Here is a 23191-nt window from a genome sequence, read left to right as displayed (position 1 = left end):
CCGTGTTAACCATAAGTCGGATCAGCTATTTCACATCATATTTCTGCAAATATACGATTTCATATTGTTGAACAATCCATAATAGGTTATTCAACAATAACCCGTAATACATTTATGTTCAACAGGGGCGCGACATGGCAGCTATCGATCTCAACAGCGATCTTGGAGAAGGCTTCGGCCCATGGCCTATGGGAGACGACACAGCAATGCTGGCGATCGTGACCAGCGCCAATATTGCTTGTGGCTTTCATGCGGGCGACCCTGCCGGAATTCTCACTGTGCTACGCGAAGCTGCCCGACGTGGCGTGTCTGTTGGCGCGCATATCGGCTATCGTGATCTCGTCGGCTTTGGCCGCCGCAACATGGATCCTTCGAGCAGTGAACTCGTGGCCGATACGATTTACCAGATCGGCGCATTGCAGGGGCTGGCACGGGCTGCCGGAACAAAGGTGCGTTATGTGAAGCCGCATGGCGCGCTTTACAACACAATCGCCCATGATGCGCGGCAGGCAGCTGATGTCATTACCGGGATTAAAGCAATCGACCCATCGCTCGTGCTGATGGCACTGGCTGGTGCGCCAATCGTTGAACAGGCTCGCAAAGCCGGACTAACCGTCGTGTGCGAAGCCTTTGCCGACCGCGCCTATAATGTCGATGGCAGTCTCGTTAATCGCCGCCTTGAAGGTTCGGTCATCCACGACCCTGAAGTGATTGCTGAACGGATGCTGCGCATGGTCAATGAGCAGCGCGTGACCGCCATTGATGGAACCGATATTGCGCTGGATGCGCAGTCGATTTGCGTGCATGGCGATAATCCGACCGCTGTTGCAATCGCCGCCGCATTGCGTGAGCGCCTGGAAGCACGCGGCGTGGAACTCAAGCCCTTCGTTGATGTCAAATCATGAGTGAACGCCTGCGCTTTCTGCCATCCGGCAGCGATAGTTTTCTGGTCGAGCTTGATGATCTTGCCATAACGCTCACGCTGCTCGACGCTTTGCAGGCAGCAAAGCTTGAAGGCTTGTGCGAAGTCATTCCCGGTGCGCGCACGATTATGATCCGCTTTGATCGCTGGCTGACAAACCGCTCCAAACTTATAAGCCAGATTGCAGCACTGGATCTCTCGGTCCGCAGCACCCGTAGTGGCGACCTGTTTGAAATACCCGTCACCTATGATGGAGAAGATCTGGGCGACGTTGCAGCCATGCTTGGCTGCACGATCAACGAGGTCATTGAGCGCCACACGGAGGCAACCTATACGGTCGCCTTTACCGGCTTCGCCCCCGGCTTTGCCTATATGACCTGTGATGATCCCGGCTTCGATGTGCCGCGTCGCAAAAGCCCGCGCGTGAAAATTCCGGCTGGATCGGTGGCGCTGGCAGGTAAATTCGGCGGTATTTATCCCTCGGACAGCCCCGGCGGCTGGCAATTGCTTGGCACCACACCGCTTGCCATGTGGGACACGACAAGGGAACGCGCAGCACTGCTTGCGCCCGGTGACCGCGTACGGTTCTGCGACATGGCGAAGAGTGGAACAATCGCCGTATCAAAGCCGGCCGCAGAAGCAGTGAAGACACAGACCGCAGAAGGCCTTCTGGTAACACGCGCTGATCGTCCGGCATTGTATCAGGATATGGGTCGCCCGGGCCTTGCCAGTCAGGGAGTGTCGGAATCCGGCGCGCTTGATCGTACTGCTATGCGAGAAGCCAATCACTGCGTTGGCAATCCTGGTAATGCGGCGGCTATCGAAATTTCCTTTGGTGGCTTTGCGTTCAAGGCCGACCGTCCTGTGACTGTTGCCGTGACCGGCGCGCCTTGCCCGCTGACCATTCGGACGCCGGAAGGCAAAACTGTTACCGCAGGCTTCGCAAAGCCATTTGCACTCAATGCAGGTGATGAATTGTCGCTCGGCATCCCTCCGGAAGGAATGCTGAGCTATCTCGCGCTTCGCGGTGGATTTGAAGTTGAACCCGTGCTCGGATCAGTCGCACGTGACACACTAGCCAAAGTTGGCCCTGCTCCAATTGCGGCTGGCGATATTCTTGTACCTGCCGACCGGCCAGCATTGGCGGTTTCATCCGAGGTACGCGCATCGCGCGCGTTACCGCGTGCTGGCGAAGTCGTGACACTCGATATTGTGCTGGGCCCGCGTACCGACTGGTTCACCCAGCAAGGACTTACCACCCTCACATCGCAGGACTGGGATGTGACACCTCAATCAAGCCGTGTCGGTATGCGCCTTAAAGGTGCTACCACCATCGAACGCGCCATTCACGATGAGCTGCCATCCGAAGGCACCGCCCTTGGTGCCATTCAGGTGCCTGCGAGCGGTCAACCCGTTCTGTTTCTGGCCGACCACCCGCTGACCGGCGGTTATCCAGTTATAGGCGTGGTGGCAAACCATCATCTCGATCTTGCAGGCCAGATACCTATCGGTGCCCGCATTCGCTTTAACCCAATCTCCACTTTCGAACCGCAAGAAGTTATAGCCCGATGAAGAAGCTGCTTATTGCCAATCGCGGCGAGATCGCCATCCGCATCATCCGCGCAGCACGCGATTATGGCGTTGCGTCCGTCGCGATCTATTCCGACGCAGATGCGAATTCACTGCACGCCGAATTTGCCGACGAGGCCTATGGTCTCGGCGCAGGTCGTCCGGCTGATACTTATCTCAATATTGCAAAGATACTCGACATCGCTAAGCGTTCGGGCGCGGATGCCGTTCATCCCGGCTATGGCTTTTTGTCGGAACGTGCGGAATTTGCCAAAGCCGTGATTGATGCCGGTCTGATCTGGGTCGGCCCATCGCCAGAAGTCATCACGTCGCTGGGAGACAAGGTTGAAGCACGGCGCATTGCCGAAAAAGTCGGCGCGCCACTCGTTAAGGGTTCCGACGGCCCTCTGGCATCAGCTGCGGAAGCTGTGGCCTTTGCACGTGAAGCTGGGCTGCCTTTGGCGATCAAAGCTGCCTTTGGCGGCGGTGGTCGCGGCATGAAGGTGGCGCATCGTCTGGAAGAAGTCGGCGAATTGTTCGATTCCGCCGTTCGTGAGGCCGTCGAGGCATTCGGACGTGGCGAATGCTACGCCGAGCAATTCCTTGAAAAGCCGCGCCATATTGAGGCACAGGTTATCGCCGATACACACGGCAACACTGTTGTTCTTGGCACGCGTGATTGCTCACTGCAACGTCGCAATCAGAAGCTTGTCGAAGAAGCGCCTGCGCCCTTTATCACGGAAGAGCAGCGCACCCGTATTCATGACTCCGCGCGCGCAATCTGTGCTGCAGCGGGCTATACGGGAGCAGGCACGGTCGAGTTTCTGCTGTCCCAGAACGGCACGATTTCGTTTCTCGAAGTTAACACGCGTCTTCAGGTCGAACATCCGATCACCGAAGAAACCACCGGCATCGATATCGTCATCGAGCAGCTGCGCATTGCGGACGGCAAGGAATTATCAGTCACCGAAACCCCAGCGCCACGCGGTCATGCCTTTGAATTCCGCATCAATGCCGAAGATCCGGGCCGTGGCTTTCTGCCGACACCGGGCCTGATCACGCGTTTCCGCGCTCCGTCGGGTCCGGGTGTGCGTCTGGACACCGGTGTTGAAAGCGGATCGGAAATTCCCGGCCTCTACGACTCTTTGATGGCAAAGCTTATTGTGACGGGTGCTACACGCGAGGAAGCGCTTATCCGTGCGCGACGCGCACTGGCCGAGTTTAAAATCGAAGGTGTTGCCTCCGTGCTGCCATTCCATCGAGCGGTGGTTGAAGACGAGGCCTTTACCGGCGAAGACGGGTTTAAGGTTTTCACCAACTGGATTGAAACCGAGTTCTGCGGTGTTGAACCATCGGAAAGGATTGATCCGGTCGATACTGGCGTCATCCGCAGCTTTATCGAGATTGACGGCAAGCGCCATGAGCTTGGCTTGCCCGCTGCTCTCTTCTCCGGTCTCAGCGCACCACAGCAAACAGCCTCTGCCACGCAGCAGGTTACAGAAGGCGCTGTCACGGCACCCATTCCCGGCACATTCCAGCAATGGCTGGTTGAAGATGGCGCAACGGTTGCAGAAGGCGAAGTCGTTGCCATCATGGAAGCCATGAAGATGGAGACCCGCATAGCCGCGCCTAGAGCTGGGAAAATCAGTCTGAGTGCACAGCCCGGTCAAAGCGTTGGGCTTGGCGCGGAACTCGCAACCATAGAATAATACTAGGGGCAGCAATGCCCCTTTCTCAAACCAAAAAAGACCGGCGGATTTCTCAATCCGCCGGTCTTTGTTTGTAATGCTCTATCCCGAAAACACTACGCACTTTTCGGGATGCATCTCTTGTGACCGCACATCATGGGCCGAAAACCGCTACGCACTTTTCGGGATGTGCTTAGGTTTGCAGCATGAACTTCTGGATGCGGCTATTGGCCGGGGCATCTTTGAGTTCGTCTGCCGTCATGTTGACTGCGACATGGCCATTTTCCATCATCACAACGCGGTCACTAACACGGCTGACAAAGCGCATTTCATGGGTCACGATAATCATCGTCATGCCATCACGTGCGAGGCTTTCAATAACCTGCAACACTTCACCCACGAGTTCCGGATCAAGCGCTGAGGTCGGCTCATCAAACAGCATGATTTCCGGGTCCATAGCCAGCGCACGGGCAATGGCCACACGCTGCTTCTGCCCACCCGAAAGCTGATGCGGATATTTGTTGGCGTGTGCAGCCATGCCGACACGTGCCAGATGGTTCATGGCAGCTTGACGTAACGCTTCCTTGTTGCGATTGCCGTGATAACGTGGGCCAAAAGTCACGTTCTGCAAAACAGTCATATGCGGAAACAGGTTGAACGACTGGAACACCATTCCAAGCCGCGTAACGCGATCATGGAAATCGGAAACAACCCGATAGCCTTTGTCATCAGCTGTAATCCACTCGCCACCATCCAGCAGAATACGACCTTTATCGATGTCCTGAAGCGCATTGATCGTGCGGATCAGGGTCGTCTTGCCAGAGCCGGACGGTCCGATGATGCTGACCACTTCGCCCTTGTTTACCTTCAGTGACACGTCGGCAAGCGCATGCTTGTCACCAAAATCCTTGCAGACATGCTCAAGAGCCACCACGACTTCGTCGCCAATGCGACGCTGATTGGTGGTTTGAGCTGGTGCATGCATTGCTGCAGGCACTGCAATTTCGGCCCCGGTCATACGTGTGATATCGAGACGACCTTCAAGCCGTGACAGGAAAAAGCTGAAAACAGACACCACCAGCACATAGTAGAATGAGACCGCAACCAGGGTTTCAATGACCATGAAATTGCGTGTGTAAAGCCGCTGGCCAACCAGCAATATCTCCGCAAGCGAAATCACCGATACAAGCGACGTCAGCTTGACGATTGTAATGAATTCATTGCCCAGCGATGGTAGTGCAACGCGAACGGCTTGCGGCAAAATGATATGGCGATATTTGCCCAACGGGCGGACGCCAAGTGCGTGTGCTGCTTCGTGCTGGCCCTGATCAACCGAAATGAGACCGGCGCGATGAATTTCTGCGAGATAGGCCGTTTCCGAAATAACCAGCGCGATCAGACCAGCCCAGAAGGGTACGGACAGGACAGGACCGAGCGCCGGTATGAACTGCGGCATGTTGTAAACGAAGATCAGCAACACCAGCAAAGGCAGGCTGCGAAACAGCCAGATATAGGTCTTTGCAGACCAGCGCACGACGCGCAGGTTGGATTGTCTTGCAAGCGCAAGCAAAAAGCCAAGCACAGTACCGACAACCCATGTCAGCACACCCAGCCATGCGACTAGTGCTGTGGCACGCCAGAAATCTGGATACAGCACCAGGCTGAAGAGATAGTTCCAGTCAAAACTCATGGGCCGGATTTCCCAAATGTAGCGCGCCAAGTTGGGCGCATGGCGCTTTAAATCAGTGTTTTAATGCGCACCTTTATCCAAAAACCGTTTCACAGTTTTCGGGATGCGTTTTGAAGCGCTGCAAATTCCAGTCGTGATTGGTCTGGCAGATGTGTGGTGTCCATCTGCCAGACACGCTTATTCGGCAATGGCTGCCTTGAATTCGGCTTCCGTCGATTTCGCAACGCCATACTTGCTGAACAGGGCTTCGTAATCGGTATCGCCGTCAAGCTTGGTCAGTGCATCACGCAGGAACTTAGCCTGCTCTTCATTGCCCTTTTTGACACCGAAGCCGACGATCACAGGATAAAGCTGATCAGTCGAAGTGACCTTCATACGGCCACGGAGCTTTTCGGCTGCATCCGCCAGCACGGCAGAGTTTTCAAGCTGCGCGTCAACGCCGCCGGAAAGGAGAGCTTGTGTCGCTTCTGGTGAAGTCGGGAACTCACGAGAGTCAATCGGATTTGCGGAGCAAACCGACTTGTTGAGCTTTTCAAGCTCAGGAATCCATGCAGCACCCTTGATCGAGCCAACGCGCTTACCGCACAGCTCTTCCGGCTTGGTGAAGTTTTCACCGCTGCTCGTAGCAACCGCGATGGAAACACCAGTTTTCATGTAAGGGATGTAGTCAATTTGCTTAGCACGCGCAGGCGTTACGTAAAGCGTAGAGGCAATGACATTGAACTGATCACTGGAAACACCGAGGATCAGGTTTTCAAAACGGGTATCCTGAAAGGAAACTTCACTGCCCGTCTTATTGCCGATCAGTTTCACCAGTTCTACGTCAAAGCCCGCTGGTTGATTGGCTTCGTCGAAGTAATTGTAAGGCGGATAAGTCAGATCGACACCGATCTTAAGTGCCTCTGCATGAGCACCTGTGAGTGAAGCCATCAGGATGAAGGTCGTGGCCAGAAGTTTTTTCATAGGGTGTTCCTCTCATTCGTTTTCTTATCTTTGTTGAACAATTATAAGAAAGCAATCCCTGTACCTGCACAAATTTTCATCATAAACTGTTCAAGGTCGGTAAAAATAACGAAACTAAACGCAGTAAACCCGATTAAATGACTGTAATTATTAATTTTTCGGGCATTTCTTTTTTGTTCAACATTAGAGGGAAAAATTCTCAACTTGCAGCCGGCATCGCAAATCCGGACTTTTACCCCATGGCAGCTGGTCTTTGGCCGAAAACCAGGTATCTAAGGCCAGAAGCCATCTTCGCCAGCACTTGATGCTTGGCAAACAAAACGCCGCAACCTTCGAGAATCTGCTACAGATTTTGCTTATGGGAGTAAGCGGGTGGCGCATTTTCCCTTGACATCGAAATATTGTTCAACAAATTATAATGCCAAGGAGACCATAGTGACCAATCAGGACCGCCCTACAGATCGCCCTCTTGTGCTGACGCAGACTGCGGCTGGCTTGTTGCGCGACAAAATTCTGCGTGGTGAACTGGCGCCCGGCACGCCGCTGCGCGAGGTTGTCTGGGCCGAGGCGCTAAACGTATCGCGCAATACATTGCGCGAAGCATTGCGCGACCTTGTCGCCGAAGGCCTGATTGAGCACCGTGCGCATCACGGCGCTACTGTGCGTGCGTTGAACGCTGCTGAAATCAGTGAGATCTACGCAATCCGCATGACGCTGGAACTGCGCGGCGTCACGTGCAGTGCTTATGCCTCGCAGGAAGCGATGTCAGAACTTGTTGAGCGTGTCGAAGCTGTGCAGCGCGCAGCACTTAAAAGGGACTGGCAGCAATGCGGCACCGCTTCGCTCGAGTTTCACCAGCAGATCGTCGATTTTATTGGCAGTCCGCGCTTGAATGAGGTTTTCGCAACGGTTGCAGCACAAGCGCGCCTGGCCTTCTCCATGGCGCCGGATGCGCGCCGGTTTCAGGAGCCTTGGGTGGCACGCGATGTCGAAATCTGTGGCCTGCTCTGCGACGGTGATCGCGCTGCCGCAAGTCGTGCTCTTGAACTCTATTTGCAGGAATCTGAACGTGTGGTTCTCGAAGCAGCCCGCGCACAAAGCCTGCCCCGTCCCAGCAAAAAGATACCTTCACACGCAGAATAGCGTGACATACCGATACTAAGGAGAATACAGGGATGAAACCTGAACCCATTACCCTTGCGCCGGAAGATGCGTCTGCCCGTAAGGCGATCAAACCTGTGATTTGCTATCCCGTCGACACATTGCCGCGCCCTGATCTCGCGGCCTATCGCGCGCTACGCGATGAGTTGGAATTCGTCGAACGCATCGTCGTTCCGGCGCGTGATGCGGCGTGTTGGCAGGTTCCGGCGGGACATTTCTGTCGTATTCTTTGTAGCGAAGGTTCACAGGTCGGCGATCTCAACCTGTTTAATGCAAAGAACCTCAATGAGCGGCTTTATACCGGCAAAACACGCGCCCTTAACGGATCGCATGTAGGCCTTGGCGATCAACTCTTCTCGAATATGCCTTACCTGCGCCCGATCGCAACGATCACGCATGACACACTGGACTGGTACGGCTTTGATGAATTCGGCGGCTCGGTACATGACGTGATCGGAACCCGCTGCGACCCGTACACCCACAATCTTCTCAGCAATGGCGGCCAGTACCATCATTGCTGCCACTCCAATCTGACCCGTGCTTTTGCAAAACAGACCGGCAAATCGCTGGAGGAAGCAGGCAATTTTGTTCATGACGTCCTCAACGTCTTCATGTGCACAGGCTTCACGCGGGATACCGGCCAGTATTTCATGAAGGCAAGCCCGGTTCGCCCCGGCGACTATCTTGAGTTTTTCGCCGAAATCGACCTGCTGGGCTGCATGTCGGCCTGCCCGGGCGGTGACTGTTCGTCGGAGCACTCCTCCGACACAGCCGCTTGCTATCCACTTGTCGTTGAAGTCTATAAACCCGCTCGTAAGCCAGACAGCTGGGTCGCACCGAAAATCAACGGATATGACGGCACGCACGGGCTTTGAAACAATGAGTGCGTGCAGTTCAATGTTAAAGAAATGCTACCTATAAGCCGTACGATCTTTCTCGACGCCACTTTCGTATCGGATACCAGGAAAATTATACTGGCATCGGACTAAATTTGTTGGCCGGAAAAGGCAGAGGAGCAGTTTTTGCCTGCTCTTCTGCTTCGCGATGAGTTAAAATTGATCCGTGGGCGCCTAGCGATCTGATACAAATTCCAACTGCCACAAATTTAACGGCGGCGAGAAAATTTATCGGATCTTTATCGCAACGAGTGGTATGCGTCTGAACTGTTTTAATTTTCTGAAGACGCGCTCAACGATATTGCGTTGTCAATAAACCCAATGGCTCAAAAGGTCACGTCCCATTGAAATGCTTTTAGCCAGAATATTGGCTCATCAGCGCACTGGTTAAGGCAGCGTAACGTTAACTTGAATGCAGAGGAATTTGGATATTGTTGGTTCTTTTTATGCGGCTTTCAGGCACGCTATTTCGCGCCACATGTCTGTTGCGGGTTGACGTAATTCACGGTGATTGGCAGAACTGCATTGGTTACGTGGAAAGTTAAAGGTTGTAATTAGGGTCATGTATCGACGTGATTTTTTATATGGCGCGCTGACTTGAAACGCTTCATTGTGCGTTCTCGTGGTCGCATTGGCTGATGCGCATTCCAGCGACGATTTTTCAGGCCTTTATGCTGGCGCTGATCACAAATGCTCCTGCCTAATTCCCGCCTGACAGCTCCGTAAGGCCCAAGTTTATCTGTGACTATCACCCGTGGCGAGCAACCCTGAGCGGATATCAATTTACGCATGAAACGCCTGGCAGCTTTGGTATCGCGTCGTTTCTTAACCCAATCCTCCAGCACAAATCCATCCTGATCAACAGCGCGCCACAGGATGTGATGTTCACCTTTGATCGATATGACGCATTCATCCAGATGCCACTTGTCACCAGGGCGCGGTGTCCGGCGACGGATTGTGTTGGCATAGGCCCACCCGAATTTCTCCGCCCATTCGCAGACTGTCTTATGAGTTACGACGAACCCTCGATAAGTCAGAAGGTCTTCAACCAGGCGAAACCTTAACGGAAAGAGGAAATACTGCCACGCTGCTTCCGCGATGACCCTGGCTGGCAAGCGATGGCGGTGATAAATCGTTAAGCGGGCTTTTTCATAGCGCAAAGTCGCTCCGTTAGATTACGCCAAAGTTTAGCTTACGGTGCCATAGGAAACAATAGCATTACAAGGTGAGGTCATTAAACCGCGTAGGAGGCTGCTGATAGGCAGCCTCCTATTCTGCGTAAAGCTCCTAATATTAACAACATACACCACAAATCTTCTCTATAAGCCGAAAATACTTCTATAATATTAAAATTTCATCTATTGGTTTCTTCGACGATAATTATTATATGTTTTACGTATAATTGAGTTTTCTTTTTTAAATCTCTTATACTGTACTAACTATATTATTATAAATCGATATAATTTTTAATGTCATTCGGACAGCAAAAAATAAATCGATACATGGCAAACATTCAAACAAATAATTTGACGGGTAAAACCAACTCCAGTCAAACGGTTAATGAAACGCCTGATCAAAAGAATGTAAGCTTCGCACAAGTTACGTCGTGCACAATGTCCCTGGGCAAATTGGGGACGACTATGGGACTTTATGGAATGATGCGAACGGGCGTTTCAGGTATGAACGCTCAGGCAAACAGGCTTAGCGCTGTCGCAGATAATATTGCAAACGCAAGCACTAATGGATATAAACGCGCTTCTACAGAGTTTTCTTCGTTGGTTTTGCCATCAACGGCTGGCAGTTATAATTCTGGCAGCGTTCTAACCAATGTACGTCATGCGATTGGCGCACAGGGTGGCCTGACATCAACCAGTTCAACCACAGATATAGCCCTTGATGGAAAAGGCTTTTTCGTGGTGCAGGATGCCAGCGGAATGCCTTATCTCACCCGCGCCGGTTCATTTGTGCCCGACAAAAACGGCGCACTGGTGAATGTGGCAGGCTTTACGCTGATGGGCCACCCTTACCCTTTTTCAGGGGCAGGCAACGGTTTTGAAGGTTTGCAACCTATCACCCTTGGTCAGAGCAGCTTTCCTGCTGAACCAACAACGAATGGTACATTCACTGTAAACCTCCCTGCAAATGGACATGATGTGGGGCAGGCAATCATTAACGTGCCGCCATCGGAAAACAGTCCTTACAGTGCATGGAGCCGCAAGCTCACGACATCAAGCCAAAACAGTGCTGGCGAGTTTGTGACCACCGACACCTACTTCACCAAAGTTGCTGAAGACAAGTGGGAAGTTACAATCTTTGAAACCGATGGCCCTGCATCAACTGGCTTTCCCTATGATTTAAACAGCGGCAATGTCACTGTGCATGCCATTCAGCTCAATTTTGATCCCGCCACCGGAAGTTTGATTGATACTACCCCTGTTTCCAATATTGATTCATTCGCGGTCGATTTGTCAGCATTCACGCAAACTGCAACTGGCGGCGCAACCCCAGCGGTAAAAATCAACACCAATTTATCAAGGCTGACGAATATTATTGATACTGCTGGGGGTGAACTGCCAGCCTCTGATAACAATGAAAACAGCGTTTACACTGAGCGCATGACAGTGCGTGGCTATGCTGGTTTTCCCAGCAATGTTGGTCTCGATGTTTATTATACCCGCACCGGTCCTGATACATGGGATGTTGCTGTCTATAATAGCTCGGATGCGGCAACAAGTGGAGCCAGCCAGCCATTTCCCTACGGCACTACTGCGCTTGGCCAAACAAGTCTTCAATTTGATCCGGCAACGGGCATTCTGATGAGCGGTGGCGATCTGAATGTTACGCTACCAAATGGAGATGTCTGGCCGATTGATTTTAGCGGCAGCATGTCTCTTGCTGATCCAAGTCTGATGGTAAATGAAGGCGTGTACGCAGCCCTCAATTTGCCCGCGACGGCCCCTGTTATTAAGCCGTCCGTGCTTGGTAATACTGCAGCGGATAATGTGGCGGGTAGTTCCTATTCTCATAAAACATCGCTGATTTCTTATGATGATCAGGGAACGCCTGTGACACTTGATGTGTACTTTACCAAGGGCGCAGACTTTAACTGGGAAGTGGCGGTCTTCAATCGTGCAGACGCATCAGCCAATGGCGGGTTTCCCTATGCCACTTCAGGTAGTGCGCCGCTTGCCACATCGCTCATGCGTTTTGATCCCCAGAATGGCACGTTGCTTGAGGGCGGTGAAGTTGAGATAGCCATCCCCGGTGGCCAAACCATGTTGCTTGACCTGACAGCCTCCACACAGCGCGCTGGCGATTATCAGATTGCGAAAGCGGAACTCAATGGAAACCCACCAAGTGCGACAGTGGAAACGGTCATCGGTGAGGATGGGGTCGTCTATGATCGATCGGCACGCGGTGACATGCTGGCACGCTATCAGCTGGCAATTGCCACTGTCGCGAGCCCCGACAGAATGACGGTTATCAGCGGTAATGTTTTCTCAGCATCCGCTGAATCAGGCGACGTCATCCTTGGTACAGCTGCCGCCAACGGCAACGGCACGATCAGAACCGGCGCATTAGAAAATTCGAATGCGGACATTGCGCAGGAACTCACCGATATGATTGAAGCGCAACGAAGTTATACAGCCAATTCCAAAGTCTTCCAGACGGGCTCAGAACTTATGGATGTACTGGTGAATCTGAAGCGGTGACGTAGCGCATTGATTAAGATGTAGGGTGTAAATCACCCCCCAGCAATCGCACACGTCTCGGTGCTAACATCGTGCGGTTGAAAGAGCCCCATCCCCGGCGACTCTATCGCCCCACCGGAAAGATCGATTTTATCTAAATTCTTAGGCAGTCTTCTGCCGGTATTCGCAGCGAAAAAGTGAATTTTATCAATCGATACCGTCAATTGCATATGGTCGCTGATTGGGACGTGAGGCGAGAAGGCTGCAGTTATCCGCTGCTCTCCAACCATACCATGAACGAGGCGCTGGGCGCCGAGTTCTTCGACATGATCGAGTGTGAAACTAAGTGCATTCACACCGTTCTGCGCCATAACGAGATCCTCCGGTCTGATCCCCACCGTGAGTGGACCGGAGGAGAGAAGACTGCCTGAAAGCTGCAATGTAGCGTCATCGATCATCAAACAGTTGCCGTCGAGCCGGGCATTGAGGAGGTTCATAGCTGGTGAGCCGATAAAGCTCGCGACAAAAGTCGAGGCCGGATTGTGATAAACCTCAAGCGGGGTTCCGATTTGCTCGATACTGCCCTTATTCAACACGACAAGACGATGCGCGAGGGTCATGGCTTCGAGCTGGTCATGCGTTACATAGAGCGAGGTCGTGCCCAGCCGCCTTTGCAATCGCTTGATTTCGCCGCGCATGGTAACGCGCAATTTGGCATCGAGATTGGATAGTGGTTCGTCAAAAAGGAAGACGGAAGGCTTGCGCACGATTGCGCGCCCCATGGAAACGCGCTGGCGCTGACCGCCCGACAATGCCTTCGGTTTGCGATCAAGAAACGGTTCGATCTCCAGCATACGGGCGGCCTCTGCCACGCGTGTTTCGATTTCGGCCTTTGGTGTTTTGCGGTTGCGCAAGCCATAGGCCATATTGTTATAGACGCTCATATGTGGATAGAGCGCATAGTTCTGGAACACCATTGCGATGTCACGATCAGCAGGTTCAACCTCGTTGACGATGCGTCCGCCAATGCTGACTTCACCGCCCGAAATATCTTCAAGACCAGCAACCATACGCAGCAGCGTTGATTTTCCGCAGCCTGACGGGCCTACCAGAACAATAAATTCACCTGCACGGATATCGATGGATACGCCTTTCACGGCTTCCACTCCACCAGCATAGACCTTCTTGAGGTCCTTCATGATGATACCGGCCATTTTTCTCCATTTCCGCAAAGCAAAATGTTATACGCTTTGCATCTTCAAATTTGAGATTTCAACACAGGACCAAAGCGCTTAATACTTTTCCTGATCCCGCTGTTCCAGCCAATCGGCGGTTGCTTTGCTGGCATTGCGCGCGGCATCTTCAATCGCGGCTCCCGCAAGCAGCGCGGATACGAGATTGGCGCTGAAATGGTCGCCCGCGCCGATCGTGTTTTTGACGACAGCGCGTTTGATGGGGGTGACATTCCTTATTTGCTCGCCATCATGAATGGTGATGGCGCGCGCACCGTCGGTCATCACGAGATGCTTCAGGCGGGAACCGCAGAAACGCTGTGCTTTGTGCCAGAGCGCATTGTCATCCAACTCCGGAAAATCGCCTTTTGAGCCGATCATGAGATCCGCTGGTCGCGGCACGGAGGTCTCAGACAAGGGAAACTGAGACGCCACCAAACCTATTGAATCGAGCGTTTTAAGGATCGTCGCATCTGGGTTGAAGCAATTGATATAGGCAGCATCGGCTTTGACATCGCCATCAAGCCGGAACAATCGCATCGGTCCCTGGCTCGGCGTTAAAATCGTGCGCTCGCCTGAAGGCTCAAGCAGAATATCGGTGATAAGAGTGCCGCTATCTCGCTTGCAAACATGCTGCATGTCGAAGCCGAGTTCTGAGAGCTCAGAGCGGGCTGTATCACCAAGCGCATCATTGCCAAGCGAGCCGACCAGCGCCACCTCATGTCCCAGTGCCAGAAATGGTGAGCCGGTGAAATACCCACCGCCACCGAGCCTTGTCTCACGCTTTCCCCACGAAACGCGGGAGCCGGATTTGAGTGGCCCGTCCAGCTCCCAGATCCGATCATGGTTGAGATGTGCGATTACCAGAACACGCGCCATTATTTCTCTCCTGTGCCGGCCGAGAATGCTTCAACGATGTAACGTTGCGCCAGAAGAAACATGCCGAGTACGGGCAATACGGAGAGAAGGCTGGTCGCCATCAGTGGTCCCCATGGGGTTTCAGCGCCGTCCACATCAGCAAACATGGCAATGCCCGTGGTGAGTGTCTTTCGGCCCGTGTCTTCGAGGACGAGTTGCCCCCAAAGATAGATGTTCCACGCGCCCATGAAAGAAATCACGGAAAGGGCTGCAATGGCTGGCAGCACGTTGGGTATGGCCACATCCTTGAACTGTTTCCAGATACCGCAACCATCGATGCGTGCTGCTTCAAACATCTCGTCGGGAAGCGAGCGGAACGACTGTCTGAAATAGAAGACATAAAAGCCGATATAGGGGATCGAAGGGATGATCATGGCCCAATAGGTATCGAAGGCCTGTATCTTCACCACTGCGATATAGGTGGGAATGATCGCGAGAACCGTCGGAAAGGACATGGTGGCAATCACCACCCAGAACAGGAAATGTTTGCCGCGAAATTCCATTCGGGCAAAAGCATAGCCCGCAGGCAGGCTGATGATGAGTTTGCCCAATGTGATAGCAGCCGATGTCACCACGGAGTTAAACAGCCACCACCAGATCGGATAACGATCCGCTGCGAGCTGGAAGTTCGACAAGGTGATCTGCTCGGGCCAGAACCGCAGCGCTTTTTGCGCAATCAGTTCGTTCGGTGTGAAAGCAGATGTCACCATCCACAACAGTGGAAACAGCGTGATGAGCGACAGCACAATGAGAAGAATATGGAGTGTACCACGCTGAAGCGTGGCGCTGAGAGAATTTGCAGTCATTGATAATGCACCCGCTTTTCGCCGAAGCGGAACTGCGCCCAGGTGATGAGAAGCACTGCCACGATGATGATCATGGCCACTGCACTTGCTCTGCCAAACTGGAAGAACTGTAGGCCCTGCTGCCAGAGGAAATAAAGCAGATTGGAGCTTCTGCCCGCTGGTCCGCCACCCGTCAGAACGTCAACAACGCCAACAATATCGTCGAGTACCGAAAATACGGTTGTGACCGAAATGAAAAAGGCGGTCGGTGTAATCAGCGGCAGTTCGATGGTGAAAAAGCGCCGCCATGCGCCAGCACCATCCAGTCGAGACGCTTCGCGCAAAGACTGCGGAACATTGGCAAGCGCTGCGATCCACAACAGCATGTTGAGGCCGAAGCTTTTCCAGAACGTGACAACTGACACAGATAAGAGTGCGAGATCCGGATCGAGGTGCCACATGGACGTTGGCAATCCGAACCAGACGAGAACTTCGTTGAAAAGCCCGTTGACCGGATTAAGCAGCCATGACCATGCAACGCCAGCAACAGAATAGGCGAGGATGGTCGGCAGGAAGAAAGCGCCGCGATAGATGCGTTCGAGCTTGGAGCCCTGCACCGCGTGGATCATCACAGCGATAATCAGCGGTAGAATAATCTGCGCCGGAACGAGAATGATGCAGTAAAGCACCGTGTTCCAGGCTGCGAGCCGGAAATCGGCGTCAGCAAACAAACTTTTGTAATTGTCGAGCCCAACAAAGCTGACATCGGTTGAAAGCAGGTTCCAGTCAACAACCGACAGAACCGCCGAAGCGATGATCGGGCCATAAAGGAAAACAATAACGGAAAGGACGGCTGGCCCCGCGAAAATCCACGGCGCCAACTTTACAAACAGAGGTTTCGGCATTTCGCGTCAGGCATCCACCAGCACGGTTGCAAGTTCGTCATGAGCTGATTTGAGGCCGGATTTGATATCGGTTTCCTTCAGCAACATGCGTGATACCCATTTGCGCCAGATGTTCTGGCCTTCAAGACCGCGCTTGCCCGGCCAGATGGTTTCGGCAGTCAAACCATCGGTAAGCTGACCCGCAGCAGGTTTCATGAAGTCGTTAATCAGCGGAATGTCGTGAACGGATGTGTTGAGATAGCCGACTTCCGACCAGATCTTCTGACCTTCCGGCGAGGCGCAGAATTCAAGGAACGCAAGCGAAGCCTTGGCCTGTTCGTCATTCTTTGCATAGACAGCGAGGAAGTTTCCGCCGCTGTTCATGTTACGGGCATGGCCCGGAATGCCGGGGAAGCGCGCGGTGATCGCCTTGGCATTACCAAACGGGAAGCTGGCAGCGCGTGTCGAACTTGTGGTGCAGATCGCAAGCGCGCCAGCTTCAAAAGCGGCATCCTGCTCTTTGCCGCTGACGGGAGTCCAGAGCCCCTGATGGGCTGGCTGGCAGAAAAGTTCCATGCCCTTTGCAGCCTCATCGCTGTTAAGCGCAAGCTTGCCTTCGGGGTCGATGATGTAGCCACCGGCATTCTGAATGAAGGACTGGCTGGTCCATTCATTGTTGGAAAGAGCCAGTGCCGACCGGTAGGTGGCATGTTTGCCCTTGAGTTTTTCATCAAGCGTGCGCGTAGCCTTATAGAGCCAATCCGTATCCGGATATTCCGGAAGGTTTGGATCAAGACCGGCTTCCGCCCAAAGAGCGCGGTTGATGAAGGTGATCGGCGTGGACATTGCCCATGGCAGGCCAATCACAGCATCGTCGATGGTGACCAGCGGCATCAGCGAAGGAACGAAATTCGCAATAATGGCCTTTGCCTTGGTTGAATCGATTTCGTTGAGATCACGGGCACCAAGGGTGCGGCGTGCGAAATATCCGAACTTCCAACCTGTTACCATGATTGCTGGCGGCTTGCCTGCAGCGATACCGGCGAGTGCCTTGGCAGTCGCTGTTTCATAATCGCCATCAAAGCGGTTGGTGACGGTGACGCCAGTCTTCAGTGCGTTGAAAGCGTCTACGACTTTCTGAAATGGCTTGTCCGGTCCCCAGATGCTGGAGATTTCAATTTTGGCATCAGCGGAAAAAGCCGAAGAAATACCAAAGGTGCTTGTGGCTGCCAATGCAGCGGAGGCTGTCAGAAAACTGCGCCTTGAAAGTTCAACCATGTCCGTCACTCCTGTGTCCGATTTGGGTACAAACTATCGGGCGCGAATGACATGCGAATTGTGAGTTTCGACCGGCCCTTGCGCTATTTGCCCGTTTAATGACCGGTTTGGTGAGATTTTGTCGTATTTCTGTGAGGTAAGTTCGTTAGGTCTGCCGCGACGTAACAATGGCATGACCTTAAAATGGCACAAAGACCTCTTCGGCCCTCGGATCGGCAGGATCGAATCCGCGATCGTCTCATCAGACAGGGCGACACCACCTGCGCGGAACTGGCGAGCATATTCGCGGTTTCGGAAGAAACGATCAGACGAGATTTGGCTTCTTTGGAAGAGAGGGGGCAAGCGATGCGCGTTCATGGCGGCGCGCGCGCCGTTACAGCGATTGGTTTGCCGCATATCGACTTACGCATAGGAACGGATCGCGAAGCCAAGGAGCGAATTGCCCGGCTCGCCCATGAACTGCTTAAACCGGGCATGTCGGTGTTTTTCAGCGGCGGTTCAACCGCCTTGGCCACCGCTTGGGAGGCGCGTCATGAGCCACCGATCATCGCCACATCATTGATGGTCGATATTATGATCGTCCTATCGATGGGAGGCCAAACCGACCTCACGCTTTGCGGAGGACAGTTTGACAAACATTCACGCTCTTCCTTCGGTTTTGAATCGATGGAGATAATTTCGCGTCGTGTTTTCGATATCGCTTTCATAGGGGCCAGTGGTTTTGACGTGCAGCGTGGATTGCTCGGTCCGTCTGATCGACATTTGCAATTGGCGCAAGTGGTACGCCGGCAAACAAGGCAATTCGTCGTGCTGGCAAGCCACACCGCGTTACAAACATCTGATAAGTTTTCGATCCTGCCGACATCAAGCATTGATCTGGTGATCACAGACCAACCACCACCAAGCTCTGTTTATGCTGCTTTGGAAAAAGGGGGCGTCAAGGTGCTCTATTAATCCGACCTTTATCTTAAGGCCAGTTCCATCGGAATTCAGCTCTCGAATAGCCAAAGTGATAATTGAGTAATCTTTTCTCGATAAATTCAAAAACTAATGCAGCCCGCCGCTTAGCTCAAAATGAAGGCTGAAGCACATCCCGAAAAGTCGGACTGCTCCAGCCTATTGGCCTGCTAAGCCGATTTCATCGCCTTCTTGCCAATCATCGCATGGCGAAGCTTTGACGAAAACCAGTCGATAACAGCGACAGCGATCAGGATCATGATGATCAGGAAGGAAACGTCCTGAAGATTGAGAACCTTGATCTGCTCAGCCAGATGCGCGCCTATACCACCTGCCCCAACGATACCGATGATGGTTGCCGAACGGGTATTTGACTCAAAGAAGTAAAGCACCTGACTGCCGATCAGCGGCAAAACCTGCGGCAAAACGCCGAAGCGATAGCCATGAAGTTTACTACCGCCCGATGAGACAACACCCTCGACCGGCTTCTTGTCAGCGCCTTCAATGGCTTCCGAGAACAGCTTGCCAAATGCCCCGAAATCCGAGCAGGCAATTGCGAGAATACCGGCAAAAGGTCCAAGACCCACAACCGACACCCAGATCAATGCCCAAATCAGCGTATCGACGCCGCGAATAGCATCGAGGAAGCGACGAATGCCGAAATGCAGGAATACATTCGGGATGATATTCTTGGCAGCAAGAAAGCCAAATGGGAAAGCAAGGATCGCCGCCAGCAATGTGCCGAGATATGCAATCGCCAAGGTTTCGAGCATTGACCACAGATAAAGGCTGAAACGCCCGCCGGACGATGGCGGCATCATCATGAGTGCAAAATCGCCGAGGCGACCCAGACCGTTGAGAATGCGCAGCAGCGAAAAATCGAGCCAGTAGAAAGCGAACCAGACGGAAGCAATCAAAGCTACGGTTAAAATCGCCAGAATTCGCCAGGCACGCGCGTTTCCGAACAATTCGGCATGTTCTGCCCGAAGTTCCTTTTCATGCGCGTGCGCCTCACGTGAGAGACTTTGTGCAATATCGGTCATAATTCTCTCTTTTGTTTGAGCATGATCTTTTCCGAAAACCGGTTCTCACTTTTCGGGATCACGCTCCTCAACCAATACGACCCAGAAGCGCATGGCGAATACGCTGTGTAATGAGATCGATGGCAACAATTGTCACGATAATCAAAAGCAGAATGGCGCTGACGTCGCTGTAATAGAACTGGCGGATAGAAGTCAGCAGTTCCTGCCCGATACCGCCCGCACCCACAAAGCCCATAACCGAGGCACCGCGCACGTTGATTTCAAAGCGCAGCAGGCCATAGGACGCAAAATTTGCGGCTACTTGTGGAAGCACGGCGAAGCGGATGACCTGAAAACCGGAACCACCCGAAGCGCGAATTCCCTCCACCGGACGCATATCAATGTTCTCAACAACTTCGGAGAACAGCTTGCCCAACGCACCCGTTGTGTGAAGCATCAGCGCCAGCACACCCGCCATTGGCCCAAGACCAAAGGCAATAACGAACAGCAAAGCGAAAACAATTTCAGGAACCGTCCGCAGCAGTTCCAGCCCGCGACGAACAACGAAACGCACCGTCGAGTTAGGAGCCATATTCGATGAAGCTGCAAAACATGCGCCAAATGCAATTACGCCGCCAATAAGCGTAGCAAGATAAGCAATGAGTAGTGTCTCAAACAACATTTTGAGCCAGCCGCCGATGTTCCAGTACCAATTGGCCATATCGGCCCCGAAATTGGCAATGGTGAGTTCTGGCAGGATACGCCCAAGATAATTTGTAAAGCGGAAAAGGTTTTCGGCCAATGTGCCAAGCCGAACATCGGCAACGACGGAGGCAGCAATGGCGACAACGACGAGCGCAAGGAGGAGCGCGATACCGTAGAGACGCCGTTTGCCGACTTCTCTCCGATAATCGGCAAGCAGGCTTTTTGCGCCGTTGCCGTCGAGTGAGGATACCGTCATGCGATCTTTCCTATAAAAATGCCCGGAACGGGTTGCGTTCCGGGCACTTCAATTGTTCTAGGGATTAAGACTTGCGAGCCTTGTCGTTGAACTTGAGCATTTCGATGATTGGCTCATATTCCTTGGCTTCAGTTCCTACGAACTCGAGATCCTTGCCGTCGGAAAGTGCATCGAAGCCTGCCTTGTCTTTCTTAGGCATATCGAGGAAAGCCTGCTTGATGTCGGCCTGTAGCTGTTCTGGCAAGCTTTTGAGGACCGCAAATGGGCCTTCTGGAAGGAAGTCCGACTTGAAGATAATGCGGAAATCATCCTTGGTCATAACCTTGCCGTTTGCATCCTTAAGAACGCCGCGGCTAACCATGCGGGTCAGATTGGAATCGTCTTCCGAGTTCCAGGAGTTTGCAGCAGCGTCTGCGGTACCCTGTGCGAGGGCGAGAACTGCATTTTCGTGGCTGCCAGCAAAGAAGTTCTTACCAAAGAATGTATCAACGCTATAGCCATCGCGATTCAGGAAGAAGCGCGGCGCGTTGTTGCCTGAAGTCGAGTTTGGATCAACCAGAGCAATGGCTTTGCCCTTCAGGTCTTCCATGGTCTTGTATGGGCTATCATTAAGAACATACACAACCGAATAATAGCCGTTCACGCCAGTGTTGTGGCGCTGATTGACCATAGGAGTGGTTTCAACGCCAGTCATCACAGCGCGGGCGTAAGAAGCCGGGCCATAGAATGCGATCTGAATGTTGCCAGCGCGCTGACCTTCGATAACAGCCGCATAGTCGTTAGCAACGCGCAGCGTAACCTTCGTGCCGAGTTCCTTGCCGAGATAAGCTGCCAGAGGCGCATAACGGTCGGAAGTGGTCGAAGCGTTTTCAGCTGGGATCACGCCCAGAACGATTTCTGGATAATCCTTGCTCCAGTCTGCAGCCTGTGCAGTGGAAGCCATCATTGGCATGGTCAGCGTAGCTGTGAGTGCAGCAGCCGCGAGAAAGTTTCTACGGTTAAGCATAAGTATCTCCTGTTAATCCCCGATTTTAGGAAGGTGTTTTTCCGGAGCTTCGTGCGCTCAGGCGGAAAGCTGGCGCAGCATGGCTTCAGCCGAATGCGGAACTGGCATTGGCATTGTTTCAGCCTGTTCATAGGTATCGATGACGTCATCGGCTTCCATGCCGTAAAGGTCGCGTGATGCCATATCGGTCAGCATCGACGGTGTGCCGCGGAATACGATCTTGCCGGCAGACATGCCGACGAGGCGGTCGCAATAGCTGCGCGCAATATCGAGCGAGTGCAGATTGCAGAGAACCGTGATGCCATATTCGCGATTGATGCGACGCAGAGCGTCCATGACGCTGCGGGTATTGCGCGGATCGAGCGATGCAATCGGCTCGTCTGCGAGTATTATGCGCGGCTGCTGAACAAGCGCACGGGCAATGGCCACGCGCTGCTGCTGACCACCCGAAAGCTCATCGGCGCGATGGGCTGCGAGATGCGCAATATCGAACTGCTGCAACGCCGAAAGAGCAATCAGACGCTCTTCATCGCTCCAGATACGCAGAAGCGACTTAGGCGTCGAAACATAGTTGAGACGCCCCATCAGCACATTGGTCAGAACATCAAGACGATCGACCAGATTGAAATGCTGGAAAATCATCGCGCATTGTGCGCGCCAATCGCGCAATCCCGAACCCTTGAGCCCGGTAACGTCGCGACCATCCCAGTGAATTGTTCCCTCTGAAGGCTCAACAAGGCGATTGATCATACGCAGCAGCGTCGACTTACCAGCACCGGACCGACCAATAATTCCAACAAACGTGCCCGGTTCAATCTCTAGGTCAACGCCCGAAACCGCCACCTTATCATTATAGCGGCGCGTTACGCCTTGCAGTTGAAGCATGAATTCGTCTCCATTCATGCTTACTATTGATCAGTTCAATGACATCGCAATGAACGGACAATGACGTTTGTGTAAACTTAAAAACTACCCAGAATATTTCATCTAAGCATTTGTTTTTAAGCTTATTTCTTTCAAATGATTGATAAAGGACTCTGTGGAAATAGTTACTTCACCTGAATTGTCTATTATGACGACGTCGTCTGCACCGTCATCGAAGCTCACTTCGCGCTTAAGTCGCAAAGCGATTTCTTCTCGACTTTCACGTCCGCGCGATGCAAGCCGCTCTGCAAGTACTTCCGGCCTTGCCGAGATGACAACAACGGACCGTTCCGAATAAAGCCTGCGGATATCGCCAAGTACACGCCGCGAGACATTGGCAATCACCACGATACCGTCGGCTATTTCATCATCAAGCGATTTCGGCAATCCATAGCTCAGGCCATGCGCCTGCCAGTGCAGCGCGAAAGCACCCTCGCCTGCGGCTTTCGTAAACGCTGTTTCATCCAGACTGTCGTGATCTTCCGTGCCAGGCATTTGTGGACGCGTGATGATCCGGCGCACAAAATGAAACCGCGTGTCGCCCGCAAGAGCCACACGCGCTGCATCCATAATCGTGTCTTTGCCGGCCCCGCTGGGACCGACAACGGCAACGAAAAAGCCTTTCGGCGTATCGGATTGCATC

General features: G+C 53.0%; 19 protein-coding genes and 1 pseudogene. 7 read left to right on the top strand and 13 right to left on the bottom strand.

What is annotated here, in order from left to right:
• Window positions 1–134 precede the first annotated feature (134 nt).
• Genes J2782_RS15065 through J2782_RS15055 form a run of 3 tightly spaced genes read left to right on the top strand, consistent with a single transcriptional unit; the run spans window position 135 to window position 4200 of the window.
• Window positions 135–905: a LamB/YcsF family protein gene (locus J2782_RS15065; protein WP_310014012.1), complete on the top strand. Its 771-nt coding sequence runs from the start codon at window positions 135–137 to the stop codon at window positions 903–905.
• Window positions 902–2494, top strand: coding sequence for a 5-oxoprolinase subunit B/C family protein (locus tag J2782_RS15060; protein WP_310014010.1), 1593 nt, complete (start codon window positions 902–904; stop codon window positions 2492–2494). The genes J2782_RS15065 and J2782_RS15060 overlap by 4 nt, the downstream gene beginning before the upstream one ends.
• Complete coding sequence (locus tag J2782_RS15055; protein ID WP_310014008.1) at window positions 2491–4200, top strand: acetyl/propionyl/methylcrotonyl-CoA carboxylase subunit alpha; 1710 nt, start codon at window positions 2491–2493, stop codon at window positions 4198–4200. The genes J2782_RS15060 and J2782_RS15055 overlap by 4 nt, the downstream gene beginning before the upstream one ends.
• Window positions 4201–4372: 172 nt before the next feature.
• On the opposite strand, the gene J2782_RS15050 is transcribed toward J2782_RS15055, so the two are convergent.
• Together J2782_RS15050 and J2782_RS15045 are read right to left on the bottom strand one after the other, a co-directional pair.
• Window positions 4373–5869, bottom strand: coding sequence for an amino acid ABC transporter permease/ATP-binding protein (locus tag J2782_RS15050; RefSeq protein ID WP_310014006.1), 1497 nt, complete (start codon window positions 5867–5869; stop codon window positions 4373–4375).
• Window positions 5870–6046: 177 nt separating this feature from the next.
• Complete coding sequence (locus tag J2782_RS15045; RefSeq protein WP_310014005.1) at window positions 6047–6832, bottom strand: transporter substrate-binding domain-containing protein; 786 nt, start codon at window positions 6830–6832, stop codon at window positions 6047–6049.
• A 435-nt stretch (window positions 6833–7267) separates the two neighbouring features.
• On the opposite strand from J2782_RS15045, the gene J2782_RS15040 reads away from it, so the two are divergent.
• Together J2782_RS15040 and J2782_RS15035 are read left to right on the top strand one after the other, a co-directional pair.
• Window positions 7268–7975 carry a GntR family transcriptional regulator gene (locus J2782_RS15040; RefSeq protein ID WP_310014003.1) on the top strand — a complete coding sequence of 236 codons (708 nt, stop codon included), beginning with the start codon at window positions 7268–7270 and terminating at the stop codon, window positions 7973–7975.
• A gap of 32 nt (window positions 7976–8007) precedes the next feature.
• Window positions 8008–8868: an urea carboxylase-associated family protein gene (locus tag J2782_RS15035; RefSeq protein WP_310014001.1), complete on the top strand. Its 861-nt coding sequence runs from the start codon at window positions 8008–8010 to the stop codon at window positions 8866–8868.
• Window positions 8869–9333: 465 nt separating this feature from the next.
• On the opposite strand, the pseudogene J2782_RS15025 reads toward J2782_RS15035, so the two are convergent.
• Window positions 9334–10049, bottom strand: a pseudogene (locus tag J2782_RS15025) (IS6 family transposase).
• A gap of 480 nt (window positions 10050–10529) precedes the next feature.
• On the opposite strand from J2782_RS15025, the gene J2782_RS22870 reads away from it, so the two are divergent.
• Entirely contained in the window at window positions 10530–12602 is a 2073-nt protein-coding gene (locus J2782_RS22870; RefSeq protein ID WP_404989653.1) for a flagellar hook-basal body complex protein, read from the top strand.
• 32 nt (window positions 12603–12634) lie between these two features.
• Here the strand turns inward: J2782_RS22870 and J2782_RS15010 are convergent, their stop codons facing one another.
• The 5 genes from J2782_RS15010 to J2782_RS14990 form a co-directional block, all read right to left on the bottom strand.
• Window positions 12635–13795, bottom strand: coding sequence for a sn-glycerol-3-phosphate import ATP-binding protein UgpC (locus J2782_RS15010; protein ID WP_310013997.1), 1161 nt, complete (start codon window positions 13793–13795; stop codon window positions 12635–12637).
• 78 nt (window positions 13796–13873) lie between these two features.
• Window positions 13874–14692 carry a PfkB family carbohydrate kinase gene (locus tag J2782_RS15005; protein WP_310013996.1) on the bottom strand — a complete coding sequence of 273 codons (819 nt, stop codon included), beginning with the start codon at window positions 14690–14692 and terminating at the stop codon, window positions 13874–13876.
• Window positions 14692–15537: a carbohydrate ABC transporter permease gene (locus J2782_RS15000; RefSeq protein WP_064321317.1), complete on the bottom strand. Its 846-nt coding sequence runs from the start codon at window positions 15535–15537 to the stop codon at window positions 14692–14694. The genes J2782_RS15005 and J2782_RS15000 overlap by 1 nt, the downstream gene beginning before the upstream one ends.
• Window positions 15534–16421 carry a carbohydrate ABC transporter permease gene (locus J2782_RS14995; RefSeq protein WP_310013993.1) on the bottom strand — a complete coding sequence of 296 codons (888 nt, stop codon included), beginning with the start codon at window positions 16419–16421 and terminating at the stop codon, window positions 15534–15536. Before J2782_RS14995 ends, J2782_RS15000 begins: the two co-directional genes overlap by 4 nt.
• A gap of 6 nt (window positions 16422–16427) precedes the next feature.
• Window positions 16428–17678, bottom strand: coding sequence for an extracellular solute-binding protein (locus tag J2782_RS14990; RefSeq protein WP_310013991.1), 1251 nt, complete (start codon window positions 17676–17678; stop codon window positions 16428–16430).
• 183 nt (window positions 17679–17861) lie between these two features.
• Here J2782_RS14990 and J2782_RS14985 point away from each other — a divergent pair, with 183 nt between their 5' ends.
• A complete protein-coding gene (locus J2782_RS14985; protein WP_310013987.1) occupies window positions 17862–18632 on the top strand; it encodes a DeoR/GlpR family DNA-binding transcription regulator in 771 nt (256 codons plus the stop codon).
• A gap of 173 nt (window positions 18633–18805) precedes the next feature.
• Here J2782_RS14985 and phnE (J2782_RS14980) read toward each other — a convergent pair whose 3' ends face one another.
• From phnE (J2782_RS14980) to phnN, 5 genes are all read right to left on the bottom strand, one after another.
• Window positions 18806–19678: a phosphonate ABC transporter, permease protein PhnE gene (gene phnE / locus J2782_RS14980; RefSeq protein ID WP_310013985.1), complete on the bottom strand. Its 873-nt coding sequence runs from the start codon at window positions 19676–19678 to the stop codon at window positions 18806–18808.
• 67 nt (window positions 19679–19745) lie between these two features.
• The gene (phnE, locus tag J2782_RS14975; protein WP_310013984.1) at window positions 19746–20618 is read right to left on the bottom strand and encodes a phosphonate ABC transporter, permease protein PhnE; all 873 of its coding nucleotides are present in this window, start codon (window positions 20616–20618) and stop codon (window positions 19746–19748) included.
• A gap of 64 nt (window positions 20619–20682) precedes the next feature.
• Window positions 20683–21624: a phosphonate ABC transporter substrate-binding protein gene (gene phnD / locus J2782_RS14970; RefSeq protein ID WP_310013981.1), complete on the bottom strand. Its 942-nt coding sequence runs from the start codon at window positions 21622–21624 to the stop codon at window positions 20683–20685.
• Between the two features lie 57 nt (window positions 21625–21681).
• Entirely contained in the window at window positions 21682–22509 is an 828-nt protein-coding gene (phnC, locus tag J2782_RS14965; protein ID WP_310013978.1) for a phosphonate ABC transporter ATP-binding protein, read from the bottom strand.
• Window positions 22510–22611: 102 nt separating this feature from the next.
• On the bottom strand, window positions 22612–23190 hold the full coding sequence (gene phnN, locus J2782_RS14960; RefSeq protein ID WP_310014400.1) for a phosphonate metabolism protein/1,5-bisphosphokinase (PRPP-forming) PhnN: 579 nt from the start codon (window positions 23188–23190) through the stop codon (window positions 22612–22614).
• Between the last annotated feature and the right edge of the window lies 1 nt (window position 23191).

This window comes from Brucella pseudogrignonensis (assembly GCF_031454375.1).
Lineage (GTDB): Bacteria > Pseudomonadota > Alphaproteobacteria > Rhizobiales > Rhizobiaceae > Brucella > Brucella pseudogrignonensis_A.
This window is presented reverse-complemented; position numbering and strand designations above follow the sequence as displayed.

Coding starts and splice junctions, on each gene's coding strand:
- J2782_RS15065 (WP_310014012.1), top strand. CDS start 135: ATGGCAGCTATCGATCTCAACAGCGATCTTGGAGAAGGCTTCGGCCCA.
- J2782_RS15060 (WP_310014010.1), top strand. CDS start 902: ATGAGTGAACGCCTGCGCTTTCTGCCATCCGGCAGCGATAGTTTTCTG.
- J2782_RS15055 (WP_310014008.1), top strand. CDS start 2,491: ATGAAGAAGCTGCTTATTGCCAATCGCGGCGAGATCGCCATCCGCATC.
- J2782_RS15050 (WP_310014006.1), bottom strand. CDS start 5,869: ATGAGTTTTGACTGGAACTATCTCTTCAGCCTGGTGCTGTATCCAGAT.
- J2782_RS15045 (WP_310014005.1), bottom strand. CDS start 6,832: ATGAAAAAACTTCTGGCCACGACCTTCATCCTGATGGCTTCACTCACA.
- J2782_RS15035 (WP_310014001.1), top strand. CDS start 8,008: ATGAAACCTGAACCCATTACCCTTGCGCCGGAAGATGCGTCTGCCCGT.
- J2782_RS22870 (WP_404989653.1), top strand. CDS start 10,530: ATGGGACTTTATGGAATGATGCGAACGGGCGTTTCAGGTATGAACGCT.
- J2782_RS15010 (WP_310013997.1), bottom strand. CDS start 13,795: ATGGCCGGTATCATCATGAAGGACCTCAAGAAGGTCTATGCTGGTGGA.
- J2782_RS15005 (WP_310013996.1), bottom strand. CDS start 14,692: ATGGCGCGTGTTCTGGTAATCGCACATCTCAACCATGATCGGATCTGG.
- J2782_RS15000 (WP_064321317.1), bottom strand. CDS start 15,537: ATGACTGCAAATTCTCTCAGCGCCACGCTTCAGCGTGGTACACTCCAT.
- J2782_RS14995 (WP_310013993.1), bottom strand. CDS start 16,421: ATGCCGAAACCTCTGTTTGTAAAGTTGGCGCCGTGGATTTTCGCGGGG.
- J2782_RS14990 (WP_310013991.1), bottom strand. CDS start 17,678: ATGGTTGAACTTTCAAGGCGCAGTTTTCTGACAGCCTCCGCTGCATTG.
- J2782_RS14985 (WP_310013987.1), top strand. CDS start 17,862: ATGGCACAAAGACCTCTTCGGCCCTCGGATCGGCAGGATCGAATCCGC.
- phnE (WP_310013985.1), bottom strand. CDS start 19,678: ATGACCGATATTGCACAAAGTCTCTCACGTGAGGCGCACGCGCATGAA.
- phnE (WP_310013984.1), bottom strand. CDS start 20,618: ATGACGGTATCCTCACTCGACGGCAACGGCGCAAAAAGCCTGCTTGCC.
- phnD (WP_310013981.1), bottom strand. CDS start 21,624: ATGCTTAACCGTAGAAACTTTCTCGCGGCTGCTGCACTCACAGCTACG.
- phnC (WP_310013978.1), bottom strand. CDS start 22,509: ATGCTTCAACTGCAAGGCGTAACGCGCCGCTATAATGATAAGGTGGCG.
- phnN (WP_310014400.1), bottom strand. CDS start 23,190: ATGCAATCCGATACGCCGAAAGGCTTTTTCGTTGCCGTTGTCGGTCCC.